Source organism: Mesorhizobium sp. M7A.F.Ca.US.002.01.1.1 (assembly GCF_004022955.1).
Classification (GTDB): domain Bacteria; phylum Pseudomonadota; class Alphaproteobacteria; order Rhizobiales; family Rhizobiaceae; genus Mesorhizobium; species Mesorhizobium ciceri.
The window spans coordinates 1-16,722 of sequence record NZ_RZQE01000089.1 but is presented as its reverse complement, the minus strand read 5'-3'; the positions used below and the strand labels follow the sequence as shown (position 1 = coordinate 16,722).

The 16,722-nt window shown below is 62.8% G+C and carries 18 protein-coding genes; 14 read left to right on the top strand and 4 right to left on the bottom strand.

All coding sequences use genetic code 11. From position 1 onward, the window contains the following. On the top strand, positions 1-657 hold a 657-nt coding region (locus EN932_RS11950; RefSeq protein ID WP_128368854.1), incomplete at its 5' end, for a LysR substrate-binding domain-containing protein. A gap of 100 nt (positions 658-757) precedes the next feature. Here the strand turns inward: EN932_RS11950 and EN932_RS11945 are convergent. Further along, a complete protein-coding gene (locus EN932_RS11945) occupies positions 758-2,254 on the bottom strand; it encodes an aldehyde dehydrogenase family protein (RefSeq protein WP_127384525.1) in 1,497 nt (498 codons plus the stop codon). 141 nt (positions 2,255-2,395) lie between these two features. On the opposite strand from EN932_RS11945, the gene EN932_RS11940 reads away from it, so the two are divergent. From EN932_RS11940 to EN932_RS11930, 3 genes are all read left to right on the top strand, one after another. Next, positions 2,396-3,139 (top strand): glucose 1-dehydrogenase, encoded by a 744-nt coding sequence (locus EN932_RS11940; protein ID WP_013533144.1) that lies wholly within the window; start codon positions 2,396-2,398, stop codon positions 3,137-3,139. A 25-nt stretch (positions 3,140-3,164) separates the two neighbouring features. Beyond that, complete coding sequence (locus EN932_RS11935; RefSeq protein ID WP_127368603.1) at positions 3,165-4,265, top strand: isocitrate/isopropylmalate dehydrogenase family protein; 1,101 nt, start codon at positions 3,165-3,167, stop codon at positions 4,263-4,265. Positions 4,266-4,366: 101 nt separating this feature from the next. Further along, positions 4,367-5,506 carry an alpha-hydroxy acid oxidase gene (locus EN932_RS11930; RefSeq protein ID WP_063167473.1) on the top strand — a complete coding sequence of 380 codons (1,140 nt, stop codon included), beginning with the start codon at positions 4,367-4,369 and terminating at the stop codon, positions 5,504-5,506. Between the two features lie 250 nt (positions 5,507-5,756). On the opposite strand, the gene EN932_RS11925 is transcribed toward EN932_RS11930, so the two are convergent. Further along, positions 5,757-6,356: a TetR/AcrR family transcriptional regulator gene (locus tag EN932_RS11925; protein WP_127368604.1), complete on the bottom strand. Its 600-nt coding sequence runs from the start codon at positions 6,354-6,356 to the stop codon at positions 5,757-5,759. 354 nt (positions 6,357-6,710) lie between these two features. On the opposite strand from EN932_RS11925, the gene EN932_RS11920 reads away from it, so the two are divergent. Beyond that, positions 6,711-7,451, top strand: coding sequence for an NAD(P)-binding domain-containing protein (locus EN932_RS11920; RefSeq protein ID WP_127366734.1), 741 nt, complete (start codon positions 6,711-6,713; stop codon positions 7,449-7,451). Here EN932_RS11920 and EN932_RS11915 read toward each other — a convergent pair. After that, entirely contained in the window at positions 7,435-7,590 is a 156-nt protein-coding gene (locus EN932_RS11915; protein WP_196815386.1) for a hypothetical protein, read from the bottom strand. The two genes, EN932_RS11920 and EN932_RS11915, sit on opposite strands and share 17 nt — an antisense overlap. A gap of 74 nt (positions 7,591-7,664) precedes the next feature. Further along, positions 7,665-8,570, bottom strand: a complete 906-nt coding sequence (locus EN932_RS11910; RefSeq protein WP_013533150.1) for a LysR family transcriptional regulator — start codon at positions 8,568-8,570, stop codon at positions 7,665-7,667. A gap of 135 nt (positions 8,571-8,705) precedes the next feature. Here EN932_RS11910 and EN932_RS11905 point away from each other — a divergent pair, with 135 nt between their 5' ends. From EN932_RS11905 to EN932_RS11865, 9 genes are all read left to right on the top strand, one after another. Continuing rightward, on the top strand, positions 8,706-9,428 hold the full coding sequence (locus tag EN932_RS11905) for a LamB/YcsF family protein (protein ID WP_013533151.1): 723 nt from the start codon (positions 8,706-8,708) through the stop codon (positions 9,426-9,428). Positions 9,429-9,494: 66 nt separating this feature from the next. Then, positions 9,495-9,728 carry an acetyl-CoA carboxylase gene (locus tag EN932_RS11900; RefSeq protein WP_013533152.1) on the top strand — a complete coding sequence of 78 codons (234 nt, stop codon included), beginning with the start codon at positions 9,495-9,497 and terminating at the stop codon, positions 9,726-9,728. Further along, positions 9,728-11,092, top strand: coding sequence for an acetyl-CoA carboxylase biotin carboxylase subunit (locus EN932_RS11895; protein ID WP_013533153.1), 1,365 nt, complete (start codon positions 9,728-9,730; stop codon positions 11,090-11,092). Before EN932_RS11900 ends, EN932_RS11895 begins: the two co-directional genes overlap by 1 nt. 9 nt (positions 11,093-11,101) lie before the next feature. Next, a complete protein-coding gene (locus EN932_RS11890) occupies positions 11,102-11,977 on the top strand; it encodes a carboxyltransferase domain-containing protein (protein WP_128368853.1) in 876 nt (291 codons plus the stop codon). Beyond that, entirely contained in the window at positions 11,967-12,938 is a 972-nt protein-coding gene (locus EN932_RS11885) for a biotin-dependent carboxyltransferase family protein (RefSeq protein WP_024502403.1), read from the top strand. The genes EN932_RS11890 and EN932_RS11885 overlap by 11 nt, the downstream gene beginning before the upstream one ends. Beyond that, positions 12,877-13,938, top strand: a complete 1,062-nt coding sequence (locus EN932_RS11880) for an ABC transporter ATP-binding protein (RefSeq protein ID WP_245483273.1) — start codon at positions 12,877-12,879, stop codon at positions 13,936-13,938. The genes EN932_RS11885 and EN932_RS11880 overlap by 62 nt, the downstream gene beginning before the upstream one ends. Then, on the top strand, positions 13,935-14,669 hold the full coding sequence (locus tag EN932_RS11875) for an ABC transporter ATP-binding protein (protein ID WP_013533157.1): 735 nt from the start codon (positions 13,935-13,937) through the stop codon (positions 14,667-14,669). Before EN932_RS11880 ends, EN932_RS11875 begins: the two co-directional genes overlap by 4 nt. Then, on the top strand, positions 14,623-15,576 hold the full coding sequence (locus tag EN932_RS11870) for a branched-chain amino acid ABC transporter permease (protein WP_245461077.1): 954 nt from the start codon (positions 14,623-14,625) through the stop codon (positions 15,574-15,576). Before EN932_RS11875 ends, EN932_RS11870 begins: the two co-directional genes overlap by 47 nt. 4 nt (positions 15,577-15,580) lie before the next feature. Next, positions 15,581-16,672 (top strand): branched-chain amino acid ABC transporter permease, encoded by a 1,092-nt coding sequence (locus EN932_RS11865; RefSeq protein WP_013533159.1) that lies wholly within the window; start codon positions 15,581-15,583, stop codon positions 16,670-16,672. Positions 16,673-16,722 lie beyond the last annotated feature (50 nt).

Below are 16,722 nucleotides of genomic sequence, written 5' to 3'. Positions count from 1 at the left end.
AGCCTCGACCGCCTGACGGAGGTCGCCGCTCGGCGCAAGGGCAAAGTGCAGATCGCCTGCGCCCCGACGCTCGCGGCAAGCCGGCTGGGCGATATCCTGGCGACATTCAAGTTGCGCTATCCACGCAGCATCGTCGAGGTCATCGAGAGCCCGCCGCAGGCCGCGCTTGGCCTTTTGCAACAGCAGGAGGTCGAGTTCTACATCGGCCCCGAACTGCCAAACCTGACGGACTTCCAGTTCGAGTCCATCCTCGACGATCCGCTGATGGCCTGCATCCCCACGGAAATATACGGTGGCGAAAAGAAGCTGCTGCTCTCGGACCTGCTGCGCTATCCGCTCATCCTGCTCAGCCGCAAGACCGCCGTGCGCGGCCTTGTCGATCGGCTGACGGCGGCGGAAGGCATCGAGTTCAAGCCGCAATACGAGGTCGAAAGCGCACAGACGGCGGTGGCGCTGGTGTGTTCGGGACTTGGCGTCTGCGTGGTGCCCGGCATCGCCATTTCGCGCAATGACGAGCGTATGCGGGTGGTGCCGATCGACCATCGCGACGCCCACCGCTCGGTCGGCATCATCACCGCGCGGGGCTATGTGCACCACTCCTTCTCCGAACAGCTGATGAACCTCATCCGCACCAATTTGCGCGAACTGGCAAACTGAGCGTCGCGCCTTCGGACAGGCACCTTGCACGAGCGCCGAGAATGGTGCGTTGGGAACGCCGCCATTGGCAGCCCGGCCTCTCCTGAATATCAGCGCACCCTCAGTCGGTCTGGATCCAGATCGACTTGGTCTCCAGATATTCATGCAGATGTTCGATGCCTCCCTCGCGGCCGTAGCCGGACATCTTCATGCCGCCGAACGGCACCGCCGGGTCGATGGCGTGGTACATGTTGACCCATACCGAGCCGGCCTTGATGCGGCGGGCGAGCTTGTGGGCGGTGCCAAGATGACTGGTGAAAATGCCGGCCGCCAGGCCATAGGGCGTCGCATTGGCCCGCGCCACGGCTTCGTCGAGCGTGTCGAACGGCATCGCCGAAATCACCGGACCAAAGATCTCTTCACGCGCGATGGTCATCTTGTCCGACACCGCACCGAAGACAGTCGGCGCGATGAAATTGCCGCCGTCGTAGGGCCCGCCGGTCAGTCGCGAGCCGCCCGCCATCAGTTCCGCGCCTTCGTCGCGGCCGGCCTTGATATAGCCCACCACCTTGCCGGCCTGCCTGGCATTGATGAGCGGGCCGATTTCGGTTTCCGCCTCGATGCCATGGCCGATGCGAAGCCTGCCGGCAAACTCGGCGACCCGGCGCACGAATTCGTCATGGATTTCGCGGGCCACGAAAAGCCGCGAACCGGCGATGCAGATCTGGCCCGAATGCACGAACACAGCCATCGCGGCGACCGGAACCGCCTTGTCGATGTCGGCATCGCGGCAGACGATGATCGGCGATTTGCCGCCGAGCTCCAGGGAAACGCGCTTGAGGTTGGTCACGCCCGCCCGCGCGATGGCCTGGCCGGTCAGCGTCGAGCCGGTGAAGACGATCTTGTTGACGTCGGGATGTTCAGCGAGCCGCGCCCCGGCCTCTGTCCCGGTGCCGGTGACGACGTTGACGACGCCGTCGGGAACGCCGGCCTCCTGCATCAGCCTGGCGATCAGCAGCGGCGTCAACGAAGCATCCTCCGAGGGCTTCAGCACGATGGTGCAGCCGGTGGCGAGCGCCGGCGCGATCTTCCAGATCGACGCCGCAGTCGGAGCGTTCCAGGGGATGATCGCGCCGACAACGCCTACCGGCTCGCGCCTTGTGAACGAGACGATCTCGCCGGGGATCGAATTGTCTATGGATTCGCCATGCAGCGCGGTCGCCATGCCCGCATAGAAGCGCAGCATGCCGATGACGCGCCGCCGGTTGGCTAGCGTGCGCGTGATCGGCAGTCCCATGTCGAGAGTGTCGGAAACGCTGAGTTCTTCCCAATGGGTCTCGAAGAGATCGGCGATGCGCAGAAGCACGCACTGCCGCTCGTAGGGCGAGAATTTTGACCACGGCCCTTCGAAGGCCGTGCGCGCAGCGGCCACCGCCGCATCGATGTCGGCCGCCGAGCCACGCGGCACCGTGGCCAGCACTTCGCCAGTCGCCGGGTTGAGCGCCTGCATCTCCTGGCCGGATTGTGCCGGAACCCACTTGCCGCCGACGAACATCGGCCGGAATTCGCCATGGTAGAGCGCCGTGGCCTTCGCCCGCGGGTCGAAATTCAGCGTCATCTCTTCCTCCTCACAATTCCGTGGCGACTATGACTCCCACGCCGGTCGACCTCAAACAAGGAAAGCTAAAAGGGCGTTCAGATAATCGGACTGTGCAATGCACGCGACTTCCCCGATGGTGCCGGCAACGGAGGAACAGATATGAGACTTGCTGGCAAGGTCGCTATCGTCACGGGCGGCGGTTCGGGATTTGGCGAAGGCATCGTCAGGAAATTCGTCACCGAAGGTGCGCTGGTCGTGTTGATGGACCGTGATGAGGCCGCCGCGGCCCGCGTTGCTGCCGAAGCCGGCGAAAATGTGCGGCCAATCACTGGCGACGTCTCGACACTCGGAAGCTTCGAAGCGGCGGCAGACCTGGCCCGCTCGGCCTTTGGCGGTCTCGACATACTGGTCAACAATGCCGGCGTGGCCCAGCCGCCCTTGGCGCTCGAGACAATGGACGAAGAGATGTTCGACCGGATCGCCAACGTCAACATGCGATCCATCTACAATGGCGCCCGTGCGGTCGTTGCGCATTTCAAATCCATCAAATCAGGCGCCATCCTCAACGTCGCCTCCACCGGCGGCGTCTCGCCGCGCCCGAATTTGACGTGGTACAATGCTTCCAAAGGCTGGGCGATTGCCGCCACCCGGGCCATGGCCGTGGAACTCGCCCCCTTCGGCATCCGCGTCAACGCCATCAACCCGGTTGCCGGCGACACGCCACTTCTGTCCACTTTCATCGGCTCCGGCGAGGAGAACCGCGCCCGCGTCGTCGCCACCATTCCGATCGGCAGGCTGTCTACGCCGGCGGACATGGGCAATGCCGCGGCATTCCTGTGCTCCGACGAGGCCAGCATGATCACCGGCGTCGACCTCAACGTCGATGGCGGCAAGTGCATCTGAGCGTTAGACCATTTGGGAGTTGGCGATGAAGCCTGTCTACGAAATCGCCGTGGTGCATGGCGACGGCATCGGCCCGGAAGTCTGCGCCGCAGCGGTTCAAGTGGTAAAAGCAGCGCTCGGTCCCGGCAGCCCCTTGCACTTCAGCGAATACCCGGCCGGAGCCGAGCATTTCCTGAAGACCGGCCAGAGCTTTCCCGAGCCGACCTTCCAGGCCTGCCGCGAGGCGGACGCCATCCTGCATGGTGCGGGCGGCTTGCCGGGCGTCATCCATGCCGATGGGACCGAAGCAGGCCTGGATTTCACGCTGAGGCTGCGCTTCGAACTCGATCTCTATGCCAATATCCGCCCCGTCAGGCTTTTCGAGGGCGTGCCGAGCCCGTTGAGCGGAGTGAAGGCCGGCGATATCGACTACATCATCTTGCGCGAGAACAGCGAAGGGCTTTACGCCGCGCGGGGATCGGGCGCGCTGTTGCGCGGCGAAGTGGCGGTCGACACGCTGGTGCAGACCCGCTCCGGCATCGAGCGTATCGCACGCAAGGCCTTCGAACTGGCGCGCCAGTCGGGCGGCGCGCCCCGTGACGGCGTGCGCCGGGTGACCTGCTGCGACAAGGCCAACGTGCTGCGCAGCTATGCCTTCTTTCGCTCCGTCTTCGACGAAGTGGCGAAGGACTATCCCGATATCGCGACCGAGCACGCGCTGGTCGACGCCATGGCGATGCATCTCGTGGTGAAACCGGGCCATTTCAACGTCATCGTCAGCGAGAACATGTTCGGCGACATCCTGTCCGACCTCGCCGCCGCGACGGTGGGCGGGATGGGCATGGCGCCTTCAGCCGAGATCGGCGCGGCCAACGGCTTCTTCCAGGCCGCGCACGGCTCGGCGCCCGACATTGCCGGCCAGGGTATCGCCAATCCGTATGGGACGATCCTGTCGGCAGCCTCGATGCTCGACTGGCTCGGCCACAAGCATGGCGACGAGAGACTCAACCAGGCCGCAGCGCGCATCCGTCGCGTGACCGAGGACTGCCTGGCCAACGGGCTTCTGAGCGCCGATCTGAAAGGCAGGGCGTCGACCAGCGAGATAACCCGTTCGGTCTGCGACCGGCTCGCTGCCGGGCGCGACTGATATGACCAAGCCAAGGATAAATCTTGTTGGACCTGGCAAGGTCGGCCAGACGCTCATGCGCCGGATATTCATCGCCGGCCGGCACAGGGTCCAGACCTGAGATGGGCGCTCTCGATCGCCAGGTTTCGGTCGAGGACTTTCGCACGCTTGCCCGTCGTCGTCTGCCGAAATCCGTCTTCGAATTCATCGATGGCGGGGCGGGGCAAGAACTCACCCTCAAAGCCAATCGAAGCGATTTCGAAAAGATCAGAATTTTGCCGCGCGTGCTTACCGATGTTTCGCATCCGAACGTTTCCACGACGCTCTGGTCCGAGACCTTGCCAACACCGCTGGTGATCAGCCCGATGGGCTCCTGCGCGCTGGTCAGGCCCGGAGCCGACATTGCCATCGCGAGGGCGGCAACCGCTCGCAGCATCCCCTACACGCTCTCCACCATGGCCACGGCCAGCATCGAAGGCATGGCGCGAGCCGTACAGGGGCCGCTGTGGTTCCAGCTTTATGTGCTCAAGGATTTCGACTTCAATCGCCAGTTGGTGAGGCGAGCGGAAGAATTTGGCTATTCGACGCTGGTGGTGACCGTTGATCTGCAAGCCGGTGGCAAGCGCGAAAAGGATCTTAGGAACGGCATATCTATCCCACTGCGGCCTTCGGCCCGGCATCTCTGGGAAGGCATGCTTCATCCTGGCTGGTCGCTGCGCCTGCTGCGCGGCGGTCTGCCCCAGTTCGAGAACGTCCGCGGCTATCTCGGTGACAACAGCGCCGGCCTGACGATCGCCGCGCGTGTTGGCGGCAGCCTCCATGCAGGTTTCGACTGGGACGATTTCCGCCAGATCCGCGACTGGTGGAAAGGCCGGCTGCTGGTCAAGGGCGTCCTGCACCCGGGCGATGCGTCGCGACTGGTGGCGGCTGGTGCCGATGGCATCTGGGTGTCCAACCATGGAGGCCGCCAGCTCGACGGTGCTGTATCGAGCATCGATGCCCTGCCCGCTATCCGTCAGGCACTTGGCGCCCAAATCCCGATCCTCATCGATTCCGGTATCCGCACGGGCACGGACATCGTCAAGGCCAAGGCACGCGGCGCCACCGTCGCGGCGATCGGCCGGGCCGCCCTGTTCGGCGCCGTGGCTGGCGAGCCCGGCGTGGCCAAGGCACTGGATATCATCCTGGACGAAGTGGTGACTTGCCTCAGGCTCTGCGGGATCCCCCGTTTTCAGGAAGCGGGATCAGAAATGATAGCATAGCGCCAAGACGAGTGCTCACGCTTGGTCAAGAGGTACAGAAAACCCCCGCTCGTCCAATATTCTTCCTCATCATGCCAAGGTTTTGCTATCGCGGTTGTGCAAGCGGCTGCGGGCGGCCGACCAATTGCCGCCCTCACACGCCGCTCCTTCCCAAGCCCAGCGGCCGCCTGTCAGAGAGCACTTGTTTGATGCACACCCGCTAGCGGCGGTCGTGATTAAATTCGAGAGGCTGCGCAGTCGGATAGGCAGACTAAGGTCGGCCGCCCGGTGCTGTTTTCGGTTCCATCCACCCGTTCTTCAGAATGTCGCGAAGCACGTTGCGGATGTCTTCGCCCGCTGCCGTTGCGCCGCTCGCCCAAGCGATCGCCAGTGCCCCGAAAAAGATGTCGCGCCCGGTCATCGTCCGTCGTGCAAGCCCTTCGTCCTGTGCAGCCATCAGGATTCGCTCCGTCGTCGCGATGACAGCATGGCAGGTCGGCGTCAGCGGGGATTCTACTCGGCAAGCCGCCCGTAACGGTTCAGGCAAGCCCTCATAAGCCAGCATCCAGTCGCCGAGAGCTTCAACCCAGAGTTCGAGTGCGCGGCCTGCATCGCTCTCCCCGGCTTCGATTTCAACGCGACGATGGTCGAGGCCTTCATAATGAAGAACTAACAGCGCAGCCAGCAGGGCGTCTTTGTTTGGAAAATGGCGGTAGAGCGTCCCTGCTCCCACGCCCGCCAGCTTCGCAATAGAATCCATCGAAACGTCAACACTATCGTTGCCGAACGCTTGTCGCGCCACCTCGAGAATGTGCGCCCGATTATGCTGCGCGTCCCTGCGCAGGGCTGACGCGACCGAAAATTGCGACATTACTGACCTTGAACCCTTGAAGACCGGAGATACTCTCCGTATCTAAAAGCCGAATCGGAGAGAGTCTCCATATAGCCCCCGGTCGACTATTCTAACAGGTCGGCATCAGCGAGCGAAACGAGGACACGATGATCAGGCAGATGATACCGGCATGCATCCGGGCAACGAGCACCGCAACCTGCCTGGCGCCTGGCGCGCACCGTCAGTAGATGCCGCGAGCTATACGAGTTTCGAGGCGGGCTGCTCCGTCGGCAGCACCGCCCTGCGCGACCCTCTGGATGTCCGCTCAATACGGAATAGATCAGCGCACCATGCGCTGAGCTCATAATCACAATTATCTGGAAGGAAATCGGCATGAAGATCGGCATTATCGGCGCGGGAAATATCGGCACCACCCTTGCACGAAAGCTGTCAGCCGCCGGACACGCGGTGAAGCTGGCGGGCTCGAAGGGGCCTGAGGACATCGGCGAGAAAGCGACGGAGGTTGGTGCGCTCCCGGTTGCCGCGCACGAAGCAGCCAGGGATGTCGAGGCGATCGTTCTATCGATCCCATTTGCGAAGATCCCCGATGTCGCCGGCCTCTTTGCCGATGTACCAGCCAACGTGGTCGTGATCGACACCTCCAATTATTATCCCATGCGCGACGGGAATATCGCGGAGGTTGACGATGGGAAGCCGGAAAGCGTGTGGTCCAGCGAACAACTCGGCCGGCCAGTGGTCAAGGCATTCAATGCAGTCCTCGCCCAAACGCTCGCAGAAAGTGGCGCAGCGGCCGGAATGACCGGACGCATCGCGATCCCCGTCGCAGGCGATGATGTGCATGCCAAAGCGATCGCAAGCGAACTGGTGAACGAGACCGGTTTCGACGCACTTGATGCCGGCGATCTCGCGAATTCCTGGCGCCAGCAACCGGGCACGCCCGCCTACTGCACGGAACTGACGTTGCCTGATCTTCAGGATGCGCTGTCCACGGCGGAAAAGGCGCGCGCACCCGGAATTCGCGACGCGCTGATCAAGGGCTTCATGGAGGCGACGCCTCCCCTCCGCCACGAGCAGATCGTAGCCCGCAACCGTGAAGTCACCGCCCGCCGATGAGAAACTTCTCCGGTTCCGGTCCGAGGTGACCAATAAGACTGTCCAAGAATTCCTTCTGTTTGTCGGGAGCAACCTGAGGGACGACGATGACGAGGTAATTTGCGACAAAGGTGAAATCCCCCTTGAGGATGCGAGGCATCAGCTCCTGAGCGCGGCATGCTCCGCTGCTCAACCAGCGAGCCTGAGCCATAGCGCCTGACTGGCGGCAGGAGATTAGCCGCCGCCGCCCATGGTTACGGACATAAAGGCCCGGAAGGCCGCAGCCGCCGGTTCGATTGATCTGTCACGCGACCAGGCAAGGCCAACGTCCATAGTGGGGATGGGCTCGACAAGCCCGCGCACTTCGATGCGCTGCCCCTCCAAGGACCAGGGGCGGTAAACCATGTCGGACAGGACAGTGACCCCCATGCCGGCAGCCACGAGCGACCGCACGGCCTCGACCGAACTGGTGGTAAGGACGGCGCGGAGCGAAAGGCCCGCGGCATCCCAGTAACGGGCGGCCGTCGTGCGTGCCTCGTCAACCGTCAGCATGACATAATCTTCCGCCGCCACATCGGCGAGGCTGATCTCCTGCCGCGCGAGCAGATGATGATCAGCCGAAAGCCAGAGCCGGCGGTTCGACCGCATCAAGACCTCCTGCGCCAACTCCTTGGTGTGCTCCAGGTTGGACACCAGCATCACGGCCATGTCGATGTCCCCGCACATCAAGCCGCTTTCGAGAGCGTCTCGGGGCAATTCCAGCACCTCGACCTCGATCTCGGGATAGGTCTTTCGAAAGCGCGCGTAGTGGCGCGACATGTAGTAGCCGACGACCGTGTAGGTCATGCCCAGCCGCAGCTTGCCCGCCAGGCCTTTCCTATCGCGCAACGGGCTTCGGACGGCGGCAGCGACGGCCCCGGTGATAACACGCGCATGTTCAAGAAACCGCGCGCCCTCCATCGTCAGTCTTACGCCAGCGTGGTTACGCTCCAAAAGCCGTACGCCCAGGTCAGCCTCGAGCGTCTTTATCGCCGCAGTGACCGCCGATTGCGAGATGTTGAGTTCCACCGCGGCATGACTGACCTGTCCGCTCTCGGCGGTCGCGATAAAATAATCCAGCTGTTTCAAGGTGATGGTCATGGTGCGCCCTGGCCCAGAACCATTATCTGTTTTTTTGATATGACAATCAATAAACTACTATTTCACAAATGCCCTCGCATGCGCAAAAAATGCTGCAACGCCGCAAAGACGGCAGCTTCGAGGGGTAACAATGCGATGGCGGTGACGCTAAACTGCGACATGGGCGAAAGCTTTGGCCTCTACAAGGTTGGCGATGATATGGGCATGATGCCCATCATCGACGTTGCCAATGTCGCCTGTGGTTTTCACGCTTCCGATCCGGATCACATGCACGCCGCCGTCCGCAGCGCCAAGGCGAGTGGCGTAAAGATCGGCGCCCATCCAGGCTTGCCCGACATTCAGGGTTTCGGCCGGCGCGAGATGCGGATGACCCGCGAAGAAGTCAGGAACACCATCATTTACCAGGTGGGAGCGCTTGCCGGCTTCCTCAAGGCCGAGGGTGTGGAACTCCACCACATCAAGCCGCATGGCAGCCTCTACTTCATGGCCATGCAGCAGGAGGCAATAGCCCATGGCGTGTGCGACGCGGCAGAGATTTTCGGCGTACCCCTCTTCGGCATGACGGGCACCCTGCATGAGAAGATCTATCAAGAGCGCGGTATCCCATTTGTCGCTGAGTTCTATGCCGATCTCGACTACGATGCCTCCGGCAAGCTGATCTTGACACGCGTTCATGACGCCAAGGACCCCGCAGAGATGGCCGAGCGGTGCGTACGCGCCATCAGGGAGGGCGAGGGCACGGCAGAGGACGGCAGTTTCTTCCCTGTACGCTGCGAAACCATCTGCGTGCATTCCGATACGCCGAACGCCATCGAAATAGCCCGGGCCGTGCGCACCGCAATCGCCCCCTGGCACTGAACTCGACCGAACCCGCCCGCGCGGGCGGTTCCAGATTAGTCTGTCCGCAGTTTTCCGGAGCTTTTTATGGCCCAGATTCTTTCACCTCTTCCCGGCACTTTTTATCGCAGCGCTTCGCCAGACCAGCCGCCATACAAGGCGGATGGCGACGCGGTGTCCGCCGGAGACGTAATCGGTCTCATCGAAGTGATGAAGTCGTTCCACGAAGTGAGGGCCGAGACGGCCGGTACGAACATCCGCTTCATTGCCGACAATGAGGACCCCATCATGGCCGGCGCACCTATTGCGGATCTCGACTGATGCTGAAAAAGCTTCTGGTTGCCAACCGGGGCGAGATAGCGGTCAGGATCATCCGGGCCGCGCAAGATCTGGGGATCGCCACCGTGGCGGTGTATTCGGCCGCAGACGCCGAGTCGCTCCACGTCCAGCTTGCGGATGAAGCGGTCAACATCGGCCCACCAGCTGCAAAGAAGTCCTATCTCAATGTCGAAGCAATTCTGAAGGCTGCCCGCGACACCGGTTGCGACAGTGTTCATCCAGGCTATGGGTTCCTTGCCGAGAATGCCGCGTTTTCCGACGCGGTCACAGGCGCTGCATTGGTCTTCGTCGGCCCGTCGGGAGATGCGATCCGGATGATGGGAGACAAGGTCTCGGCGCGATCGGCCGCTGCCGCTGCAGGTGTCCCCGTCGTGCCAGGCTCGGCTGGCCGGGTCGAGGGCCTCGAGGCTGGCCACGAGGTGCTGACCGCAACCGGTTTTCCGGTGATGATCAAGGCGGCGGCAGGCGGCGGCGGGCGGGGCATCCGCATCGCGAACTCGCTTGCCGAGTTCGAACAAGCCTTTCCTCAGGCCGAAGCAGAAGCCCTCGCCGCCTTTGGCGATGGTGGTCTCTACATGGAAAAGGTGATCGGCAAGGCCCGCCATATCGAGGTGCAGGTGCTGGCAGACGGAAGCGATGCCATCCACTGCTACGAGCGGGAGTGCTCGCTGCAGCGGCGACGCCAGAAGGTTTGGGAGGAGGCGCCGTCGCGCGCACTTTCAGACAGGCTGCGCGAAGAGCTCTGCGCTTCAGCGGTCGCCTTGGCCAAGGCGGTCAAATACTCTGGTGCCGGCACGGTAGAGTATCTTTACGACGATGAAGCAGACCGCTTTTACTTCATCGAGATGAACACCCGTATCCAGGTCGAGCACCCGGTCACCGAAGCGATCACCGGCATCGACCTCGTTGCGGAGATGCTTCGCATCGCCGGCGGCGAGAAGCTGCGGATCCGGCAAAGCGATGTCTCCGTCAAAGGGCATGCGATCGAAGTCCGGCTCAATGCCGAAGACCCGGCGAAGGAGTTCGCTCCATTCCCCGGGCAGGTGGCCGAGCTTCGCATTCCCGGCGGTCCGGGCGTACGCTTCGATTCGATGCTCTATCAAGGCTATCAGGTGCCGCCCTTTTATGACTCGCTGCTTGCCAAGCTGATCGTGCATGCAGAGACGCGCGAGGCGGCGATAGTGCGCCTGATCCGCGCGCTCAACGAGTTGAAGATCGGCGGGCTCAAGACCACCAAGCCGCTGTTTCTTGCGCTGGCCGCCGATCCGGCGATGCGGGCGGGAGACGTGCATACCCGCTGGCTGGAAGGCTGGCTCATCGAAAACGCCGCAGCATTGGCGGGTTAAGGAGGACCGATGTCGATACGATTCAACTTCGGCGGTGACGAACATATCTTCGGCGAGGTGTCCGAAGAAATGTCGCTCACCTCCTTCTTTACCGGCCTTTCGATGACCAATGCGGTGCGTACGGCAGGCATCCGAGGCGTCACCGAGATCTGCCCAGCCAACGCCAGCTTCCAGATTCGCTTCAACCCCGACATCGTCAAGCCGCAGGATTTGCTCAGCGAACTGAAGTCGATGGAAGAGGCGGCCTCGAAGTCGGACCCGGTGCTGAAGACCCGGATCATCGAACTGCCGGTTTATTTCCAGGATCCATGGACGCGTGAAACCTGCTTGCGCTTCCGCGAGCGCCACCAGGACCCCTCCTCAACCGATCTTGAATATTCGGCACGCATCAACGGCTACGCCACGGTGGAAGAGTTTATCGAGGCCTATTCCGGCCAGCCCTGGTTCGTATCGATGGTCGGCTTCGTCGCCGGACTGCCCTTCCTGTACCAGATGGTTGAGCGCAAGAAACAGATTCAGGCGCCGAAATACTTGCGTCCACGCACCGATACTCCCAAGCTCACCATTGGCCATGGCGGCTGCTTTGCAGCGATCTATTCGGTACGCGGCGCTGGCGGCTACCAGATGTATGGCATAACCCCGGCCCCGATCTACGACCCGACCAGGAAGGTGCGCTACCTCGCCGATGACATGTGCCTGTTCAAGCCAGGCGACATCGTCAAGTTCAAGGCCATTGGCCGCGATGACTACGACGCCACGCTTGAGGAAATCGAAGCCAATCGGTGGCAGCCGACGGTTCGCGAGTGCACCTTCAGCCTGAAGGATTTCAACAGCGACATTTACAGCACCAATGCAAAGCTGATGGAGCTTATCAATGGCCGTTAAGGTAATCTCTCCCGGCCTCTCCACTTCCGTGCAGGACCTTGGCCGACCCGGCCACTATCATGTCGGCATTCCAGAAGGCGGCGGCATGGACCGCTTTGCGACACGCATCGCAAACCTGCTTGTCGGCAACGATCCGGGTGCCGCGGTGCTCGAAGCCACTTTCATGGGTCCCGAACTCGAATTCACCCAATCCGCGGTCGTCGCCGTCACAGGTGGAGAGCTCCCACCCAAACTCAATGGCGAGGAACGGTCGACGTGGGAAAGTTTTCCGGTGAAGGCCGGTGACCGGCTTTCCTTCGGCTTCCTCAAGAGCGGCGCGCGCGCTTATCTGGCCGTCTCCGGCGGCATCGACGTACCCGTGGTTCTCGGTTCGCGCTCGACTTACATTCTGGGCGCACTCGGCGGCCATCAGGGCCGCACGCTGAAGGCGGGCGATGAGCTTCCCCTCGGCGAAGGTTCCGGCAAAGCCGGTCTTTCACTGCCTGCAAATCTGCGCCGCGCGCGCAATAGCCCGGCGGAACTCAGAATGCTTCCCGGCATATACTGGCATCGGATCACTGAGGCTGCCGGCAATCGGTTCTTTGAGGAAACCTGGAAGGTCGCGCCCGAAGCCGACCGTATCGGCTATCGCTTCCGCGGCGGGACGCCGCTGGAATTCGTCGAGCGCGAGCAGCCTTTCGGTGCGGGCTCCGACCCCTCGAACATCGTCGATGCCTGCTATCCCTACGGATCTGTCCAAGTGCCGAGTGGCACGGAGCCGATCGTTCTTCACCGGGACGCGGTTTCGGGTGGCGGGTATATGATGCTGGGCGTGGTGATATCGGCCGACATGGACCTTATCGCCCAACTCCAGCCGCACACCCCGGCGCGCTTCGTTCCGGTGACGCTGGAAGACGCGCTTGCCGCGCGAACCGAACAGCGCGCCGCGCTGGCGCGCGCTGAAGGGCATCTGGCCGGCTGACGTCAGCCGGGAATGCCGGCGGAGGAGCCGGAGGCGAGGAGATCGGCCGGCCAAAACCGACCGCGCGTGGCGGAAGACAAAATCCGGTGCGCGAAACGACAAGACGACGCCGGGCAACGGCGTGAATTTGGCACCCGAGCAGTCCGCTAGAGACCGCCGGAACCGACAGGGGAAGACATTTGCAACGTGGCTGGCCGCAAGGCCGGATGCTTCGCGCCTTTCCGTCGGTAGAAAGAAGGAAAGGGTCATGAGTCATCTGAGCGCGGAGAACGTCTCGGTATCGTTTGCGGGGCTGAAGGCCCTGTCATCGGTAGACCTCCAAATTACGCCCGGCCGCATCAGTGGCCTCATCGGCCCGAATGGCGCTGGCAAGACCACGCTCGTCAACGTGCTGACCGGCTTCCAGGCACCGACGGAAGGCACCATCAAGCTCGACGGGGAAGCACTCACGGGTCTCAAGCCGCATCAGGTCCGGCGGCGCGGCATTGCCCGCACCTTTCAGGGTGGGCGGCTCTTCCGCGACCTGCCTGTGCTGGACAATTTGGAGGTAACGGGCGTTGGCCTGGGAATGAGCCGGCGCGCTGCCATCGCCGAAGCGGAAGCGATGCTCGACTGGATAGGCATCGGTGCGCTGGGTACCCGCATCGCCGGAACGTTGCCATACACGGACGAGCGCCGCGTCGCCATTGGCCGCGCCTTGATGGGACGGCCCGCATACATCCTGCTCGACGAGCCCGCGGCTGGCATGAGCGCACTGGAGGCGCGGGAGCTTTCCGCCCTGATAAGACACATCGCCAGCGATCTCGGCTGTGGTGTCCTGCTCATCGAGCACAATGTCGGGCTGGTGCTCGGCCTTTGCCAGCATATCGTCGTGCTCGATTCCGGAGCGATCATCGAGGAAGGACCGCCTGCCGCGATCCGCGACAGCGAGAAGGTGCGCCACGCCTATATGGGCACGGCCGCGAACACCGACCTGCCTGTGCTGGAGGCGATGGAATGAGCCTGCTCGCCCTTTCCGATATCACCATCCGCTACAGCCGTCTCACGGCGGTCCGCAATGTCTCCTTCTCCATGGACGAGGGAGAAATCCTGTTCATCACCGGCCCGAACGGAGCCGGGAAGTCTTCGCTGCTGCGCGCGATTGCCGGTGTTACGCCGGTGGCGGGCGGCCGGATCGACCTTGCTGGTCATGAGATCACCGGCCAGGCGCCGGAGAACATCGCCCGGCTCGGATTCTCCATGGTGCCGGAGGGGCGCGATGTCTTCGGCTCGCTGACGACCGAAGAGAACCTTCTGGTCGGAACCGGCATGCATGCCCGCGAACGCGGCTGGCGCAGCCGAGCGGCCGACGAACTCGAAGCCGTCTACGCAACCTTCCCGATGCTGAAAGAGAGGCGGCACGGGCAGGCGGGATTGCTGTCCGGCGGGCAGCAGCAAATGCTGGTCATCGGCCGCGCGCTGATGACCAATCCGCGGCTTGTAGCCATCGACGAGCCTTCACTGGGCCTCGCCCCCAACATCAACGACCAGGTCTACGAGCGGCTGATCGCGCTGCGTGCGCAGCGCCAGCTCACGCTCCTGATCGTTGAGCAGAGCTCGGCCCGGGCGATGATGGTGGGCGGGCGGATGATCCTGATGCGTGGCGGACAGATCGTGCTCGATGGCGACGCGCGGACGCTCGGCAATGGCGAGGCGATCCAGGCTGCCTATTTCGGCTACGAGGACAATTGAGATGCTTCAGATCCTGTTCGACGCACTCTCGCTTGGTTCGCTCTATGCGCTCGGGGCGCTCGGCATTGCCCTCATCTTCGGCGTCATGCGGCTCGTGAACTTCGCGCATGGCGACGTCATCGCCTTCTGCGTCTTCGCCCTGTTATGGCCGTCTACGGACGCAATGGCCATCGTCTTCGCCGGCCAATTGCCGTGGTACCTGCTGTTGCCATTCGTGCTCCTCTGCGGGGCCGGGCTGTCGGTGCTGTGCGAAATCGTCGTCTTCAGGCGGTTCCGTCAGGCAAATCCGGCAACCATGATGATCGCCTCCTTCGCGCTCGGTTTCGTCATTCGCTACTTCCTGCTCATGCTTTTCTCCAGTCGGCCGAAATCGATCTCGCTGCTGCCCGAACTGTCCCAGCCGGTGGAGATCCTTGGTGCCAGGCTTCCCCTCCTCCAGCTCATAACGATCGTGGCCACGATGGTCATCCTGATCGGCCTGACACTGTTCCTGCGTCAAACCCGCTTCGGCCTGGAGATGCGGGCGGCGGCCGAGAACTTCTCGATGGCCCGAATGCTGGGTGTGCGTGCGAACCGGGTTATCATGGGCGCGTTCGCCCTCTCCGGCGCGTTGGCCGCCGCCATTGCACTGATCTTTGGCGCCCAGACAGGCACGCTGGACATCCAGATGGGCGCCTCGATCATGTTGATGGCCTTCATCGCCACCGTCATTGGCGGCCTCGGCAGCCTCGGGGGAGCCGTGCTCGCCGGCTTCCTGCTGGGTGCCGCCTCGGTGATCATGCAAGTCATGCTGCCCATCGACGCCCGGCCATTCCGCGATGCCTTTGTCTATGGAGCGGTCATCCTCGTCCTCCTCTTCCGCCCACAGGGTCTTATTGCCGCGCGCGGCACCAAGGAAAGGATCTGATTTCATGGGTGTCGCCGCCTCCCTCACCAACTCTACCGCTGCCGGTGCCCCGGCTGCCGAGCGAAAGCCCGCCCGCTTCGCGCTTGCCCGCCGCACAATCCTGACACCGGTCCTGCTTTCTCTGCTGCTGCTGGCCATCGCGCTGATCACGGTGATGACCGGATCGCGGCCCTTCAACCAGACGGTGATCGACGTGTTCGTCCGTGTCATCCTCGTCGTGGGCCTATACATCTTTATCGGGAATTCGGGCGTTCTCAGCTTCGGGCATATCGGCTTCACCTGCCTTGGCGCCTACGCGGCCGCGTGGCTCACCATCAATCCGATGATGAAACGCGGTTCGCTGCCGGGACTGCCCGAATGGCTGCTGGCGACCCGATTGCCGTACTGGCAATCGGCTACGCTGGCAGCATTGTTCGCCGCCCTCGCCGCTCTCATCTTCGGGCGGGTGCTGATGCGATTATCGGGCATCGCGGCTTCGATCGCGACCTTCGCGATGCTCGCCATGATCAACACAATTTATTCCAACTGGGAGAGCGTGACCGGAGCGACCTCATCGGTCGTCGGCATTCCGATCGTACGCGTGATCTGGCCGTATCTCATCGGCGCCGTGGTCGCGATCTTCATCGCCTGGGCGCACGCGATCTCCCGGTCCGGCCTGGCCCTTCGTGCTGCCCGCGACGAGCCCACCGCCGCCGCGGCTTCCGGTATCGACATTCCCAGGGAAAGATTGGTGGCATTCGTCATATCAGGCGCGGTGATGGGGCTGGGCGGTGCGCTCATGGCTCATTCCATCGGCGTGGTCACACCCGACACATTCTATCTCGGTCTCACCTTCATCACCCTTTCCATGCTCGTTGTCGGCGGCATGGGCAGCCTGTCGGGGGGTGTGGTGGGTGTCGTCCTGCTGTCCGCCCTCATCCAGGCGCTGCGCTGGCTGGAGGCAGGCGTATCGCTCGGCGAGTCCACTTTCGCCCTCCCGAAAGGGGTTCAGGAAATAGCCCTCGGCGTCATCATGATCGTGATCCTCGCGCTTCGCCCATCCGGACTCATGGGCAACCGCGAGATCACCTTACCCCGCAGCAGTCGCAACAAGTGACCGGCGGCACAAGCCCGACCGGAAAACAAAAAGGAGACGTGCATGACATA